The sequence below is a fragment of the Rhodococcus sp. 05-339-2 genome (assembly GCF_002258965.1).
Lineage (GTDB): Bacteria > Actinomycetota > Actinomycetes > Mycobacteriales > Mycobacteriaceae > Rhodococcoides.
This window is the reverse complement of the sequence record NZ_NOYW01000021.1, coordinates 148300-163258: the sequence shown is the minus strand read 5'-3', so window position 1 is coordinate 163258 and position 14959 is coordinate 148300. Positions and strand designations below refer to the sequence as shown.

The following is a 14959-nucleotide window of genomic DNA, read 5'->3' as shown; positions in this document are numbered from 1 at the left end:
CAGTAATGGAACCCGACGATGCAGCGCGCGCCGCATCGCCGAAACCGACGGGTTTCCCCGGTCAGTCGCGCTGCCCCGGCAACATTCCTCGTCGGATCCGCTCGGTGATGTCACGGCGCAGGTACAGCAGATACAGCCATACCGCGATGAAGATCAGGCCGACGGCACCGATGGAGAGGTGGAACACCGCCCCGGCCACGACGAACAGCTGGAGAATCAGGTTGAGCTTCATCGCCCACGGCTCCCCCTGCTTGCCCGCCGCCAGGACCATCACGACGGCCAACGCCACGATGTAGGTCGTCGAGAACCAGGTCGCGCCGCCGCCGAGGGTCGCCACCACCGGCAGCGCGAGCAGTGTCACGATGGCTTCGAGCACGAGGGTGCCCGCCGCGACACCGCGGAACCCCTTCCACGGGTCGTTCGTGGGTGGTCTGAACTCTGTTTCGCTCACGCGGGGTCCTTTCCGAACAGAGTGCGAGCTGCACCGACGGTCACCACGGATCCGGTCACGACGACTCCGGCACCGGACACGGCCTCCCCCGGCTCGGCGACCTCCTCGGCCAGCCCGATCGCCGTTTCCAGGGCATCGGGCAGTGTCGACGCCACCACGACGCGTTCGTCACCGAACTTGGCCACCGCGATGTCGGCCAACGCGTCCACGTCCATCGCCCGCGCCGACCCGTTGTGGGTGACGACGATGTCGTCGAACACCGGTTCCAGTGCGTCGAGAATCGCTCCGACGTCCTTGTCCGCCATGACGCTGACGACGCCGACGAGTTTGCGGAAGTCGAATTCGTCGGTGAGGGCGGCGGCGAGCGCTGCCGCCCCGTGCGGGTTGTGCGCGGCGTCGAGGAACACGGTCGGGGCATTGCGAACCCGCTCGAGCCGACCCGGATTGACGATCGTCGCGAACGCGCCGCGCACGGTGTCCTGATCGAGTTGGCGATCCGGACCGGCACCGAAGAACGCCTCGACCGCCGCGAGTGCGAGCGAGGCATTGTGCGCCTGATGCTCGCCGTGCAACGGCAGGAAAACGTCGGTGTACACCCCGCCGAGCCCCTGCAGTTCCAGTTGCTGGCCCCCCACGGCGATCTGCCTCCCGAGCACGGTGAATTCCGATCCGGCCCGCGCCACCGCAGCATCCGCCTGCACCGCCGCCCGCAGCAGCACCTCGGAGACCTCTGGTTGCTGCTTCGCCAGAATCGCGACGGTGTCGCGCGGCACGAGCGATTCCGGGGCCTTCTTGATGATCCCCGCCTTCTCGCCTGCGATCCCGGCGAGATCGTCGCCGAGGAACTCGACGTGATCGAGGCCGATCGGGGTGATGACGGCGACCTCGCCGTCGACGACGTTGGTGGCGTCCCAACGCCCACCGAGTCCGACCTCGATGACGGCGACCTCGACCGGGGCCTCGGCGAACGCAGCGAACGCCATGGCCGTGACCACCTCGAACTTGCTCATTCGGGGTCCGCCCGCAGCCTCGGACTGCGCGTCGATCATCTCGACGAACGGTGCGATCTCGTTGTAGGTGTCGACGTAGAGCCGCGGAGAGATGGGCCTCCCGTCGATGCTGATCCGCTCGGTCGCCATCTGCAGGTGCGGACTGGTGGTTCGGCCCGTGCGTCGGTGGAAGGCAGTGAGCAGTGCATCGATCATGCGAGTCACCGAGGTCTTGCCGTTGGTGCCGGCGACGTGAATCGACGGGTACGCCTTCTGCGGCGACCCGAGCAGATCCATCAGCGCCGAGATCCGAGCCGTCGACGGCTCTATCTTGGTTTCGGGCCAACGCTTGTCGAGCTCGGCCTCCACGAGGGCGAGCTCGGCCAGATCGACCGGGCTCGGCGGAGGTAGCGGCAGGGCGGCGTCGGGTTCGGTCACTTAGGTTCCCATCGATTCGAGCCGCGCCGAGATGCGTGCGATCTCTTCGCCCGCGATCGTCTGGCGTGTTCTGATCTTGTCCACCACCGCATCCGGTGCCTTCGCGAGGAACGCTTCGTTGCCGAGCTTGCCGGTGGTCTGCGCCAGTTCCTTCTCCGCAGCGGCCAGATCCTTCACCAGGCGGGCCCGTTCGGCGACGAGGTCGACGGTGCCCGAGGTGTCGAGTTCGACGACCACGGTGGCCTTGCTCAGGCGCACCTCCACCGAGGCCGTGGCGGCGAAGTCCTCGGCGGGCTCGGTCAGTCGAGCCAGTGCGGTGACCGCCGAAATCTGCCCGTCCAGATCGGAGTCGGGGACTCCGACGATGCGGGCCGCCACCTTCTGGGACGGCTTGAGTCCCTGATCGCTGCGGAATCGGCGAATTTCGGTGATGAGCCGCTGCATGTCCTCGATGCGTTGTGCCGCAACAGGATCCAACGACTCGGTGGCGGCAGTGGGCCACGCCGCGATCACCAGCGACTCGCCGCCGGTGAGCACCTTCCACAGCGTTTCGGTGACGAACGGAATCACCGGATGCAGCAACCGAAGCAGGGCGTCGAGGACGTTACCGAGAACTCCGCGCGTGGTGGCGGCGATGGCGTCGTCGGCGAACTGAACCTTGGCGATCTCGAGGTACCAGTCGCAGACCTCGTCCCAGGCGAAGTGATAGAGCGCCTCGCAGGCCTTGCTGAACTCGTACCGATCGAACGCCGAATCCACCTCTGCCCGAACCTGTTCGAGCCGGTCGAGTATCCATCGGTCGGCGTCGGTCAACTCGACGCGCCGAGGCAGATCTGCCGGTGCCGCGCCGTTCATCAGAGCGAACTTGGTGGCGTTGAACAACTTGTTGGCGAAGTTGCGCGACGACTGGGCGTGGTCTTCGCCCACGGACATGTCGGCTCCGGGGTTCGCGCCGCGAGCGAGCGTGAAGCGCAGCGCGTCGGCACCGAAACGGTCGACCCAGTCGAGGGGGTCGATGCCGTTGCCCCGCGACTTCGACATCTTCTTGCCGAACTGGTCCCGAATCAGGCCGTGCAGAAACACATCTCGGAACGGAACCTGCGGCCCCGACTTGCCCGCGGTGATCGCGTCGTCCGCTCCGACGTAGGTGCCGAACATCATCATGCGGGCGACCCAGAAGAACAGGATGTCGTATCCGGTGACGAGAACACCGGTGGGATAGAACTTCTCGAGATCCGCCGTGGCGTCGGGCCACCCCATCGTCGAGAACGGCCACAGCCCGGACGAGAACCAGGTGTCGAGAACGTCGGGATCCTGCTCCCAGCCCTCGGGCGGCGTCTCCCCCGGTCCGAGGCAGACGGTCTCGCCGTCGGGTCCGTACCAGATCGGAATCCGATGACCCCACCACAGCTGACGCGAGATGCACCAGTCGTGCATGTTGTCGACCCAGGCGAACCAGCGCGGTTCCTGACTCTTCGGGTGAATGACGGTGTCGCCGTTGCGCACTGCGTCACCGGCCGCCTTCGCCAGGGTGTCGACCTTGACCCACCACTGCAGCGACAGGCGCGGCTCGATCGGCTCGCCACTGCGCTCGGAGTGGCCGACACTGTGCAGGTAGGGACGCTTCTCGGCGACGACGCGGCCCTGCTCGGCCAGTGCTTCACGAACCTTCACGCGCGCCTCGAAACGGTCCATGCCGTCGAACTGCGTTCCGGTGTCGGCGATCCGACCTGCCTTGTCCATGATCGAGGGCATCGGCAACGAGTGCCGCACACCCATCTCGAAGTCGTTGGGGTCGTGAGCCGGGGTGATCTTCACGGCACCGGTGCCGAACTCGGGATCGACGTAGTCGTCGGCGATGATAGGGATCTGCCGCCCGGTGAACGGGTGCTCGAGGGTGGTGCCGACGAGAGCCTTGTATCGCTCGTCGTCGGGGTGAACCGCAACTGCGGTGTCGCCGAGCATCGTTTCGACTCGGGTGGTCGCGACGACGACATGCGGCTCGGAATCGTCGAGCGAGCCGTATCGCAGCGAGACGAGTTCGCCCTCGACGTCCTCGAACTTGACCTCGATGTCGGAGATGGCGGTCTGCAGCACAGGAGACCAGTTGACCAGTCGCTCGGCGCGATAGATCAGACCGTCGTCGAACATACGCTTGAACATGGTCTGCACGGCCTCGGACAGGCCGTCGTCCATGGTGAATCGCTCTCGGCTCCAGTCCACACCGTCGCCGATGCGTCGCATCTGCCCACCGATGGTTCCGCCCGATTCACGCTTCCAGTCCCAGACCTTGTCGATGAACAGCTCGCGGCCGAACTCTTCCTTGGTCTTTCCGTCGGCGGCGAGCTGCTTTTCCACGACGGTCTGGGTGGCGATACCCGCGTGGTCCATGCCCGGCAACCACAGCACCTCGTACCCGAGCATCCGCTTGCGACGGCTCAGCGCGTCCATCAACGTGTGGTCGAGAGCGTGACCCATGTGCAGGCTGCCCGTGACGTTGGGTGGGGGCAGCACGATGGAGTAGGGCGGCTTGCCGCTGGTGGCGTCGGCTTCGAAGTACCCGGCGTCGACCCAGGACCGGTACAGCTCCGCCTCGACCGCACTGGGATCCCAGCTCTTGGGCAGGTCGATCGAATCGGCGGGGTTCTCTGAGTGCTCTGGCGCTGAACTGGTCACCGGTCGATTCTAGTGGCCGAGGATTCGAGGCATCGACACCCTCTCGCCCAGCACGTGCTGCGCCAGGAATGCCAGCACCACCTCGTACCAGACCTTGGCGTGTTGGGGACTCAGAATCCAGTGGTTCTCGGCCGGGAAGTAGAGAAAACGATGGTCGGTGTTGCCCTCGTCGTCGGCGGGCAGGCCGGATTCGCTGAGCAGTTCGTACCACAGCCGCAGGCCCTCGCCGATCGGCACTCGATAGTCCTTGTCGCCGTGGATGACCAGCATCGGCGTGGCGATGTCCGCGACGAACAGGTGTGGGGAGTTCTCCACCGCCATCTCCGGAGACATCTCACGAGCCCAGTAGTACGGGGCATCGGTGGTCGGCCCGAACTGATCGAGCGCCCACAGGCTCGCGTGGGTGACGATGGCGTCGAACCGGTCGGTGTGCCCGGCGATCCAGTTGGCCATGTAGCCGCCGAAGGATCCGCCCATCGCCGCGGTGCGGGTGTCGTCGATGTGCGGTAGCGCGGCTGCGACATCGGTCAACGCCATCAGATCGGTGAACGGAGCCTTTCCCCACGCACCCCAGCCGCGCTGCACGAACTCCTGGCCGTACCCGGTGGACAGAGCCGGATCGGGCAGCAGCACCGCGTACCCACGGGCGACCATCAGCCAGGGATTCCACCGCCACGACCAGGTGTTCCACGAGCTCAGCGGACCACCGTGCACCCACAGCAGCAGCGGTGCGGGTGCCGCGTCCGAGGCACCCTCGGGCAGTGCCAGCCAACCGCGCACCCGGGCTCCGTCGCCGACGACGGTGTCGATCTCGGTGAGAGTTCCGGGCAACGGACAGCGGTCGATGGAGGTGTCGAGGTCCACAACGGTGCCGTCGGACAGATCGATCGACACCGGATGCGGGGCGGCCAGATAGGACGCGGCGAGTGCGAGCACCCTGGTTCCGTCCGAGGACACGTGAACGTGGGTGTAGGCGTCGTCGGTGTTCGTCAGCCGACGCGGCTCCGCACCCTCGCGGACGACGAAGATCGGCGACCGGCCGTCGTCGTCCGCGGTCACCAGCACCCCCGACCCGTCCGGCAACCACACCGGGTCGATCGGCCATCGATCCCAGCCGGGCGCGACATCGACGACGGAAGCAGTCCCGAAGTGGTAGCGCTGGAGCGTCATTCGAGGCGCATCCTCGGGAGTGGAGAGCGATTCACGCACGAACACCACGGACGCACCGTCGGGCGAGATCGCCGGCGCGCCCAGATCGGCATCGACGTCGTCGACGATCGTGCTGCGCTCCCCCGTCGCGGTGTCGATGCGCACCAGCACCGTCCGCACGGTCGCCAGAGCGCCGGGTACGGCCCAGGTGGACACGACGAACGCACCGTCGGCACTGATGTCGAACGCCGCCTCGTGCAGAGCTCCGGCCGCATCCGAGGTCAGATCACGAAACACCGTCGTACCGTCGGTCGATCCGGCGAACAGATGCGGGGTGGCAGGACCGAGATCGTGATCCCAGAAACGCACCGGAACCCCGGTGTGCAGAATTGCATCCACCTTGTTCGCCTTGCGCTCAGTGCGCAGGGCATCGTCGTCCTCATCGGTGCTCGACGATCCGAACACCGGCGAGAACCCGACCAGCCCGTGTCCGGAACGGGCGCTTCGGATTTCGCTCAGACCGGCCGACCGAGTCTCGAGCACTCGCGCCTCACCGCCCGAGGCAGGAAGAATCCACAACCGAGCCGGATCGTCCTTGCTCGATCGGCGGGAGAACAACAAGTCGCCGGCCGGGGTGAACACCGGAGCGCTCTCGCCCCACTCGCCGTGCGTGAGGCGTCGGGCCGGCGAACCACCGTCGACATCGATCTCCCACAACGACGTTCGATACTCGGTCCGCGAATCGTCCAGTGCGGCAACCACGATCACCGCCCGCGAGAAATCGTGCGATGCCGCCAGGCCTGTGACCCGACGGGCTCCGATGTACTCGTCGACGTCGTCGTACATGCTCATCCAGCGAGCCTAGCTCCACCGGCCGCTGTCAGTCCTCGCCGAGGTCCTCACGCAACTGAGCGAGCGTGCGAGCCAGGATTCGCGAGACGTGCATCTGCGAGATCCCCACCTTCTCCGCGATCTGTGTCTGGGTCATCGACCCGAAGAATCTGAGCACGACGATGCGACGCTCACGCTCGGGCAACTTCTCGAGCGCGGGGCGCACCGCGAGATAGCTCTCCATCTTCTCGAGTTCGGGATCGTCGGCACCGAGGGTGTCCATCAGCGGCAATCGATCTTCGCTGACCACCGAGTCGACCGAGACGGTCTGATACGCGCTGCGCGCAAGCAACGCCTGCGAGGCTTCCTTGACGTCGATCCCGAGCTCGACGGCGATCTCGCTGGCAGTCGGAGCTCGACCGAGCTTCTGCGACAACGATCCCACCGCCTGGGAGATCATCGAGTTCAGTTCCTTCATGCGCCGCGGCACCCGAACCGACCATCCTGCGTCCCGGAAGTACCGGCGAGCCTCGCCCATGATCGTGGGTACGGCGAACGACACGAAATCCGAACCACGTTCGATGTCGAATCTGTCGACCGCGTTCACCAGACCGAGGCGTGAGACCTGCAGGAGGTCCTCGTGTGCTTCGCCGCGACCGCCGAAGCGGCGTGCGATGTGTTCTGCGAGAGGAAGGCAGCGGGTGATGATGCGATCGCGCAGCACTCGGCGCTGCGGTGAATTCTCGTCGAGCGCTTGCATCTGCTGGATCAGGGCGACAACGTCGCTGTAATCGTCGGACTCTCGCCGTGTGCTTCGTTCGTGCGGCACAGGCACTAGACCTTGCTCCTCCGCTTGACCACGTCGATCGCGACCGTGCGACCTACCTCGTCGTCGACCGCGTCGTCGGCACGCAGTTCGATGGCGTCGGTCAACGTCTGCAGCACGTGCCAGCCGAAGCTGTCCTTCTTCGGTACGGAAGTGGGTGTCAGGGTGGAGGTGACGACGATTCGGATTCCGGAGTCGCTCACTGCGAACATGCACGACAGCTCGGCATCGGTGACCGAGCCCTTGATCAGCTGCGAGCACACCTCGTCGACGACCAACTTCACATCGGCGATGTCGTCGAGCGTGAAGTCGCTGAGCACTGCGAGGGTTTCGGCGACGGCACGAACCACAGGAAGTTGGTCTGCCTCTGCACGCACCCTCAGCTCGACCGGTGCACCGGAACCTCGCTCCAGTTCTTCGATCTTGCTGACCCCAGCCATCCGCACTTCCCATCGTCGCCGAGCAGTCGTTTTACCGTTCGCCGAGCCAGACTACCCAGCGCCCGGCGTTTCAATCCTGGCAGTCGGAAGCAACACAGGCGTCAGGTGAGCGCTCGGAGCGCTGCCGTTGCCGGCCCCACGAGCCTGCCTGCGCTCATCGTCGCTCCGGCGGATCCCTGCCCGGACGCCACCACCGTGTGCACGAGCACCGCCAACGTCTCTTCCGCCGCAGCGACCCGGTCGACCACGTCCGCCTGGGTACGGCGCGCATCGCACCGGCCCTCGACCACGTCCGCCAGGGCACGCACGAAGTCGGCACCGGCGACACGGACGTCGTCTCCGAGCGCGTGGAACGGCGGAACCGGATCGAGTCCGACTGCGGCTGCATCGACCAATTCGCCGCATTCGGTCCAACTGGCATCGATGGCACCGACCGTGGCCTTCCACCAACGATGGTTCACTCGGGTGGGTACCGCCGACCGGCGAAGGTTTCCGCGGGTGCTCTCCTCGGTCCACATCAACGCGGCCTGTGCACGCCGGACCTCGACTCGAACGGCGTCACTCCGCGCTCGCCACTGCGAAGGCCGTTCGTCCACGGTGAATCGGTCGGGCTCGAGGTCGAGACCGCGGGCGACGTCCCGCAACAGGGATCCCGCGGCCGAGGACACCGACTCCACCGCGTGTTGTGATTGCCGCCAGTACAGCGGCGGTGCTGCGAGAGCGTTCACCGCCACACCGACTGCGGCACCGACCGCGAGCTCGACGATCCTGTCCACCAAGGCGACCGGATCGGATGCCGATCCGTAGGTGACCATCAGCAGCGCGGTCACCGGTATCCAGATTCCGCTCGTACCGAACTTCGACCAACGGCCCACGAGCGCACCGACGAAGACGCTGACCGCCAGAGCCACACTCGGCTGGCCGACGATGCGAACCACGAGTGCCGCGACGAGAACCCCTGCGGTCACCGTGGCGATCTGCTCGGCCGCCGAGCGCAGGCTTCGGCTGATCGTCACCTCGATCAGGAACACCGCTGCGTAGGGAGCGAGGAAAGGCTGCGACATCGACAGCAGTTCGGTGGCCAGAATCCACGCCGCCGCCGCGGCACCCGCCATTTTCGCGGACACGACGAGGGTTTCGATCGTCCTGTCTCGCGAGACCGACTGTCGTGTCCACCTCATCGCAGTTCACCTACCCCACCCCGGTCGACCCGAAACCGCCCGGCCCGGGTGACGGGGACGCAGCGAACTGGCACGATCATCGATGTGGACTACTCGCAGGCACTTCGCTCTCTCGCTCGACGTCTCGGCACATCGACCTCGTACCGAGGCTGGGACGACACCGTTCGCGAAGTGAGCGACGACACCCTGCGTCGAGTCCTCGCCGCGCGCGGCTACGCAACCGAATCGACCGAGGACGTCGACCGAGCTCGGGCCGACATCGAGAACGCGCCGTGGCGGCGTCTGCTTCCGCCGGTGGTAGTGGCGACCCAGGGCACCGATGCAGTGGTGTGGGTGCATGTGCCACACGGCAATCCGGTCGAGGTCTCGATGGTCTCCGAGGACGGCGAGACCATCGAGGTGACCCAAGCCGACGTCTGGGTCGATCCCCGTGAGGTCGACGGCCGCCTGATCGGTCGCGCCACGTTCGTCGTTCCCGGCAGCGCACCGCTCGGTTGGCACAGCCTGACCGCGACGACGATCAGCGAGGACAACACGGTCCGAACCTCGGACACGGTCGTGGTGGTCACGCCGAAGTCGTTGTCCCCCAATGCAGAACTGGCAGACCGGCAGCGCACGGGTTTGCTCACTCAGTTGTATTCGGTGCGATCGAAGCGGTCGTGGGGAATCGGTGATCTCGGTGACCTGGAGGACATGGCCGACATCGCGGGCCGCGAGCACGGGTTCGACTACCTTCTCGTCAATCCGCTGCACGCCGACCGACCCACCACACCGGTCGAGGCGTCGCCCTACCTGCCGACCACCCGCCGGTTCTTCAACTCGCTCTACATCCGCGTGGAGAACATTCGCGAGACCGCACTGCTGTCGCCGCAACAGTTCGCCAAGGTCGAGAAAGCCGCGAAGCGTTTCGACAAGGCCAACAAGCGAACCGGGAAGCTGAACCGAGACTCGACATTCAGGGCCAAACTGCGTGCCCTGGAACGTGTTCACAAAGTGGAACGAAGCCCGGCCCGCGAGTCCGCATTCCGTGCATTCGTCGAACGGGAGGGTTCCGGACTGCGCGATTTCGCGGTGTGGAGCGCATTGGCGGAGAAATTCGGACCCGAGAATTCGGCGTGGACCGACAGAGCAGCGCACCCACGGACCGACTTCGTGCTCGAGCAGCGCACCAAGCTCGCCGAGCGCATCGACTTCCACATGTGGCTGCAGTGGATCTGCGACGAGCAGTTGGCCGCCGCGCAGCGTGCGGCGCTCGATGCGGGGATGGACATCGGCATCATGCACGACCTCGCCGTCGGCGTGGCGCGGGGCGGAGCCGACGCGTGGGCGCTCGGTGACGTGCTCGCGTCGGGAGTCACGGTGGGCGCACCGCCGGACAACTTCAACCAGCAGGGCCAGAACTGGAATCAACCCCCGTGGGATCCCGACCGACTCCGCGAGCTGGCATACGTGCCGTACCGGGACATGCTGCGCACGATCCTGCGTCATGCCGGCGGCATCCGCGTCGACCACATCCTGGGTCTGTTCCGCCTGTGGTGGATTCCGCAGGAGGCCGAGAACGCAGGCGGCGGAACGTATGTCGAGTACGACCACGAGGCCCTGATCGGCATCCTGGCCCTCGAGGCCGAACGCGCAGGCGCGGTTGTCGTCGGTGAGGATCTCGGCGTCTTCGAGCCGATGGTGCAGGAGTACCTCACCGAACGCGGCATCTTCGGCACCTCGATCCTGTGGTTCGAGGCCGACGAATCCGGACCGATCCCGCCCGAGAACTACCGCAGTCTGTGTCTGACGTCGGTGACCACGCACGACCTGCCGCCCACGGCCGGATATCTCGACGGCGAACACATCGACCTGCGATCACGTCTCGGCCTTCTCGAACGCGATATCGACTCCGAGAAGGAGGTCGACGCGAAAAAACGCGAGGCGGTTCTCGAGCTGGCGCGTGAGCGTGGATTGCTCGACGCCGACGCCGACAACCACCGAACGGTGGAAGCTCTGCATCGCCTCGTCCAGCGCAGTCCGTCCCTGCTGATCGGTGTCGCTCTCGTCGACGCCGTCGGAGAACATCGCATCCAGAACCAGCCCGGCACCGACGAAACCCAGTACGAGAACTGGAAGATCCCGTTGGCCGACGCCGAAGGCAAGCGAGTACTCGTCGACGACCTCGTCGATCACCCGCGCATGGTGTCGTTGGTGAACGCAATGACCGACCGCGTCGACGGCCCGAGAACGCCGGGGTCCACAATCGAAGAATGAGTCACCGTCGTCACCGCGAATCCAACCGACACTGATGGGCCGCATCACTACCCGCAGACCCGTCGTCCGACTCAGGAGTGGGCACCGCGTCGAGCGCCCGGACACCCTCGTGGTGGAGGAGCCGATGGAGTTGAGAGTCGACGGCACAGCGCTGGCCGTCACCATGCGAACTCCCGGCCACGACGTCGAGCTCGCTCACGGCTTCCTGCTGACCGAAGGCGTGATCGCCTCGGGGGCCGATATCGCAGCGGCTCGCTACTGCGACGGGGTCGACGACGAGGGCGCGAACACCTACAACGTCCTCGACGTCACCCTGGCCGAGGGTGTCGCTCCACCCGAGACCGGCGTCGAACGGAACTTCTACACGACGTCCTCGTGCGGGGTGTGCGGCAAGGGATCGTTGGACGCAATTCGATTGCGCACCAAGCATTCCCCCGTGGCCGATTCGGTCGTCGTGACGTCCGATACTCTGTCCGGGCTACCCGACACGTTGCGGGCCGCGCAGAAGGTCTTCGATGCCACCGGCGGTCTGCATGCCGCCGCCCTGTTCACCGCAGACGGCGAGATGCTCGTTCTACGTGAGGATGTCGGACGCCACAACGCCGTCGACAAGGTGGTCGGTTGGGCGGTGACCAACGATCGAATTCCCCTGCAGGCCACAGTGCTCATGGTCAGCGGCCGCGCCTCGTTCGAATTGGCCCAGAAGGCCGTGATGTCCGGAATACCGATTCTCGCAGCGGTCTCGGCCCCGTCCTCGCTTGCGGTCGACCTCGCCACCGAATCCGGTTTGACGGTCGTCGGCTTCCTCCGCGGTCGGTCCATGAACATCTACTCTCACGCCCACCGCGTTCACGTCTCAGACGTCGGCGTCGACCAGTAGTTCGGCAGCGGTCGCATTTCTGACCTCGTCGACGGACACACCGGGCGCGGTCTCGACGAGGCGCAGTCCGCGTTCGGTGACGTCGAGTACGGCCATGTCCGAGATGACGCGGTGCACGCAGCCTTTGCCGGTGAGCGGCAGAGAGCAGCGTTCGAGGATCTTCGGCTCACCCTTGCGAGAGACGTGTTCCATCATCACGATGACGCGTCGCGCTCCGTGCACCAGATCCATCGCGCCACCCATCCCCTTGACCATGTGCCCGGGAATCATCCAGTTCGCCAGATCACCGGTGGCGCTGACCTGCATCGCCCCCAGTACTGCGACGTCGACCTGGCCGCCACGGATCATTCCGAACGACTGCGCGGAGTCGAAGTAGGACGCACCGGGCAGGACCGTGATGGTCTCCTTGCCCGCGTTGATGATCTCGGCGTCGAGTTCGTCCTCGGTGGGATAGGGGCCGACACCGAGCACTCCGTTCTCCGAATGCAGGATCACCGATACGTCGGTGGGGATGTAGTTGGGCACGAGAGTCGGCATGCCGATGCCGAGGTTGACGTACTGACCGTCGCCGAGTTCCTGCGCCACCCGAGCCGCCATCTGTTCGCGGGTCATCTTCTCGCTCATGCTCGTACCGTCCTCTGCTCGATGCCGACCTCGACCGGTCCGACGTGGACCACCCGCTGCACGTGAATACCCGGGGTGTGTATCTCGTCCGGTCCGATCTCCCCCGGCTCGACCAGATGCTCGACCTGTGCGACGGTGATGCGCCCCGACTCGGCGGCCGGCGGGTTGAAGTTTCGTGCACTGGCATGGAACACCAGGTTGCCGTGTCGGTCGCCCTTCCATGCGTGCACGAGCGCGTAGTCGGCGACTATTCCGCGTTCCATCACGTAGGTGACACCGTCGAATTCGCGGGTCTCCTTGGGAGGACTGGCCAGTGCGATACCGCCGCTGCCGTCGTAACGCAACGGCAATCCGCCGTCTGCGACCTGAGTTCCGACCCCTGCGGGGGTGAAGAACGCCGGAATGCCGGCACCGCCCGCTCGCAGTCGCTCGGCGAGGGTGCCCTGTGGGGTGAGCTCGACCTCGAGTTCTCCGGAGAGATACTGCCGCGCGAACTCCTTGTTCGAGCCGACGTACGAGCTGATGGTCCGGCGAATACGGTGCTGCGCCAGTAGCACTCCCAAGCCGAAGCCATCCGTCCCGCAGTTGTTGCTGATGGTTTCCAGATCGGTCGCACCCTGCGCGAGCACGGCGTCGATGAGAATCTCCGGCACACCGACCAATCCGAAACCGCCGACGGCGATCGACGATCCGTCGGGAATGTCCGCTACGGCTTCGGTGGCGCTGGCCACGACTTTGTCCAACATGAGACGCACGCTACCGCATGTTGTGCGGAATATGAACAGGTTGCCACAATGCGAACATCTCGCTATGGTGTCTGTTGCGTAGATCACCACAATCGTGAGGAACCTTCGATGCTTCTTCTCCCGCCCGAGTATCGGGATCAATCGGGGGTCCATGCCCCGCTCGACTTCCCCGAGTACCGGACCACCGCTCTTCGGCATCCGGCGCAGCCGCTGACCCTGCTCCCCCAGCGACTCACCGAGATCACCGGACCGGTGCTGGGCGAGGGACGCGTCACCGCCGCCGACGCCGATCTCACCCTGGCGAACGGCGGTGAGGCACAGGGGCAGAGAATCATCGTGCACGGCCGCGTACTCGACAGCGACGGCAAGGCGATTCCGAACACCCTCGTCGAGGTGTGGCAAGCCAATGCAGGCGGCCGATACCGCCACACCGGCGATCGGTGGCCCGCACCGCTCGATCCGCACTTCAACGGCACCGGACGCGTTCTCACCGATGCCGAGGGTCGATACCGTTTCACCACGATCAAGCCGGGCGCATACCCGTGGGGCAACCACCACAACGCCTGGCGGCCGGCCCACATTCACTTCTCGCTGTTCGGCCAGGCGTTCACTCAGCGACTGGTGACCCAGATGTACTTCCCGGACGACCCCATGTTCTTCCAGGATCCGATCTTCAACGCCGCACCCGAGGACTCGCGAGCCCGAATGATCGGCGCGTTCGATTACGAAGCGACACAGGACAACTGGGCCCTCGGATTCCGATTCGACATCGTGCTCCGCGGCCGAAACGCCACCCCCTTCGAGGAAGACGACCACGATGACTGATCCCGAGTTCGCCCCGCGCTACCCGGTGGTCTCCGGTGCCGACTTCACCACCGCACCGTTCGGCCAGACGCCGTCTCAGACAGTGGGTCCCTACGTCCATATCGGACTGCTGTGGCCCGACGGTGAGAGCGTGGTACCGCAGGGCACCGACGGCGAGATCACCGTCTCGTTCACGGTCATCGACGGAGCCCGAAACCCCATGTCCGACGCCATGATCGAGACCTGGCAGGCCGATGCCGACGGCCGGTTCGATCACCCCGACGATCCGCGCGGCGCGGTGGCGTCACGCACCGTCGGTTTCCGCGGCTTCGGGCGCGCGTTCGCGGACGAGACCGGGACGATGTCGATCACCACGATCAAGCCCGGACCGTTGCCTGCCGAGGACGATCGTGTCGAAGCACCGCACATCGACGTCAGCGTCTTCGCTCGCGGGATGCTCGACCGAGCCGTGACACGGGTGTATTTTCCCGACGAAGTCGAGGCCAATGCGGTCGATCCGGTGTTGTCCGCCATGCCTGCGCACAAGCGTGCCAGACTCGTCGCAGCACCGGTGCACGGTGGGTATCACCTGGACATCGTGCTGCAGAACACCGATCCGGACGGCGACGAGACTCCGTTCTTCGCGCTGTGACACACGATTGCCGAGA

General features: G+C 65.7%; 13 protein-coding genes. 4 read left to right on the top strand and 9 right to left on the bottom strand.

Going from position 1 to position 14959, the window contains the following annotated elements; translation table 11 throughout:
* Positions 1-61: 61 nt before the first annotated feature.
* The 7 genes from CH273_RS25135 to CH273_RS25105 all read right to left on the bottom strand — a co-directional run bounded on the left by CH273_RS25135 (position 62) and on the right by CH273_RS25105 (position 8981).
* Positions 62-451, bottom strand: a complete 390-nt coding sequence (locus tag CH273_RS25135; RefSeq protein ID WP_032394583.1) for a DUF4233 domain-containing protein — start codon at positions 449-451, stop codon at positions 62-64.
* Positions 448-1878: a bifunctional tetrahydrofolate synthase/dihydrofolate synthase gene (gene folC / locus CH273_RS25130; protein WP_045194613.1), complete on the bottom strand. Its 1431-nt coding sequence runs from the start codon at positions 1876-1878 to the stop codon at positions 448-450. The genes CH273_RS25135 and folC overlap by 4 nt, the downstream gene beginning before the upstream one ends.
* Complete coding sequence (locus tag CH273_RS25125; protein WP_032394584.1) at positions 1879-4554, bottom strand: valine--tRNA ligase; 2676 nt, start codon at positions 4552-4554, stop codon at positions 1879-1881.
* 9 nt (positions 4555-4563) lie between these two features.
* The gene (locus tag CH273_RS25120; RefSeq protein ID WP_032394585.1) at positions 4564-6555 is read right to left on the bottom strand and encodes a S9 family peptidase; all 1992 of its coding nucleotides are present in this window, start codon (positions 6553-6555) and stop codon (positions 4564-4566) included.
* Positions 6556-6583: 28 nt separating this feature from the next.
* Positions 6584-7369, bottom strand: coding sequence for a SigB/SigF/SigG family RNA polymerase sigma factor (locus tag CH273_RS25115; protein ID WP_032394586.1), 786 nt, complete (start codon positions 7367-7369; stop codon positions 6584-6586).
* Complete coding sequence (locus CH273_RS25110) at positions 7369-7800, bottom strand: ATP-binding protein (RefSeq protein WP_032394587.1); 432 nt, start codon at positions 7798-7800, stop codon at positions 7369-7371. Before CH273_RS25110 ends, CH273_RS25115 begins: the two co-directional genes overlap by 1 nt.
* Positions 7801-7901: 101 nt before the next feature.
* Positions 7902-8981 carry an FUSC family protein gene (locus CH273_RS25105; protein WP_052049347.1) on the bottom strand — a complete coding sequence of 360 codons (1080 nt, stop codon included), beginning with the start codon at positions 8979-8981 and terminating at the stop codon, positions 7902-7904.
* An 84-nt stretch (positions 8982-9065) separates the two neighbouring features.
* Here CH273_RS25105 and malQ point away from each other — a divergent pair, with 84 nt between their 5' ends.
* Entirely contained in the window at positions 9066-11237 is a 2172-nt protein-coding gene (gene malQ, locus CH273_RS25100; protein WP_052049369.1) for a 4-alpha-glucanotransferase, read from the top strand.
* A 34-nt stretch (positions 11238-11271) separates the two neighbouring features.
* Positions 11272-12117 (top strand): formate dehydrogenase accessory sulfurtransferase FdhD, encoded by an 846-nt coding sequence (fdhD, locus tag CH273_RS25095; protein WP_032394588.1) that lies wholly within the window; start codon positions 11272-11274, stop codon positions 12115-12117.
* Here the strand turns inward: fdhD and CH273_RS25090 are convergent.
* Both CH273_RS25090 and CH273_RS25085 read right to left on the bottom strand, forming a co-directional pair.
* Complete coding sequence (locus CH273_RS25090; protein ID WP_032394589.1) at positions 12094-12741, bottom strand: CoA transferase subunit B; 648 nt, start codon at positions 12739-12741, stop codon at positions 12094-12096. The two genes, fdhD and CH273_RS25090, sit on opposite strands and share 24 nt — an antisense overlap.
* Positions 12738-13487, bottom strand: a complete 750-nt coding sequence (locus tag CH273_RS25085; RefSeq protein ID WP_179272913.1) for a CoA transferase subunit A — start codon at positions 13485-13487, stop codon at positions 12738-12740. The genes CH273_RS25090 and CH273_RS25085 overlap by 4 nt, the downstream gene beginning before the upstream one ends.
* A gap of 108 nt (positions 13488-13595) precedes the next feature.
* Between CH273_RS25085 and pcaH the strand changes: the two genes are divergently transcribed.
* Together pcaH and pcaG are read left to right on the top strand one after the other, a co-directional pair.
* Complete coding sequence (pcaH, locus tag CH273_RS25080; protein ID WP_032394590.1) at positions 13596-14312, top strand: protocatechuate 3,4-dioxygenase subunit beta; 717 nt, start codon at positions 13596-13598, stop codon at positions 14310-14312.
* The gene (gene pcaG / locus CH273_RS25075; protein WP_032394591.1) at positions 14305-14943 is read left to right on the top strand and encodes a protocatechuate 3,4-dioxygenase subunit alpha; all 639 of its coding nucleotides are present in this window, start codon (positions 14305-14307) and stop codon (positions 14941-14943) included. The genes pcaH and pcaG overlap by 8 nt, the downstream gene beginning before the upstream one ends.
* Positions 14944-14959 lie beyond the last annotated feature (16 nt).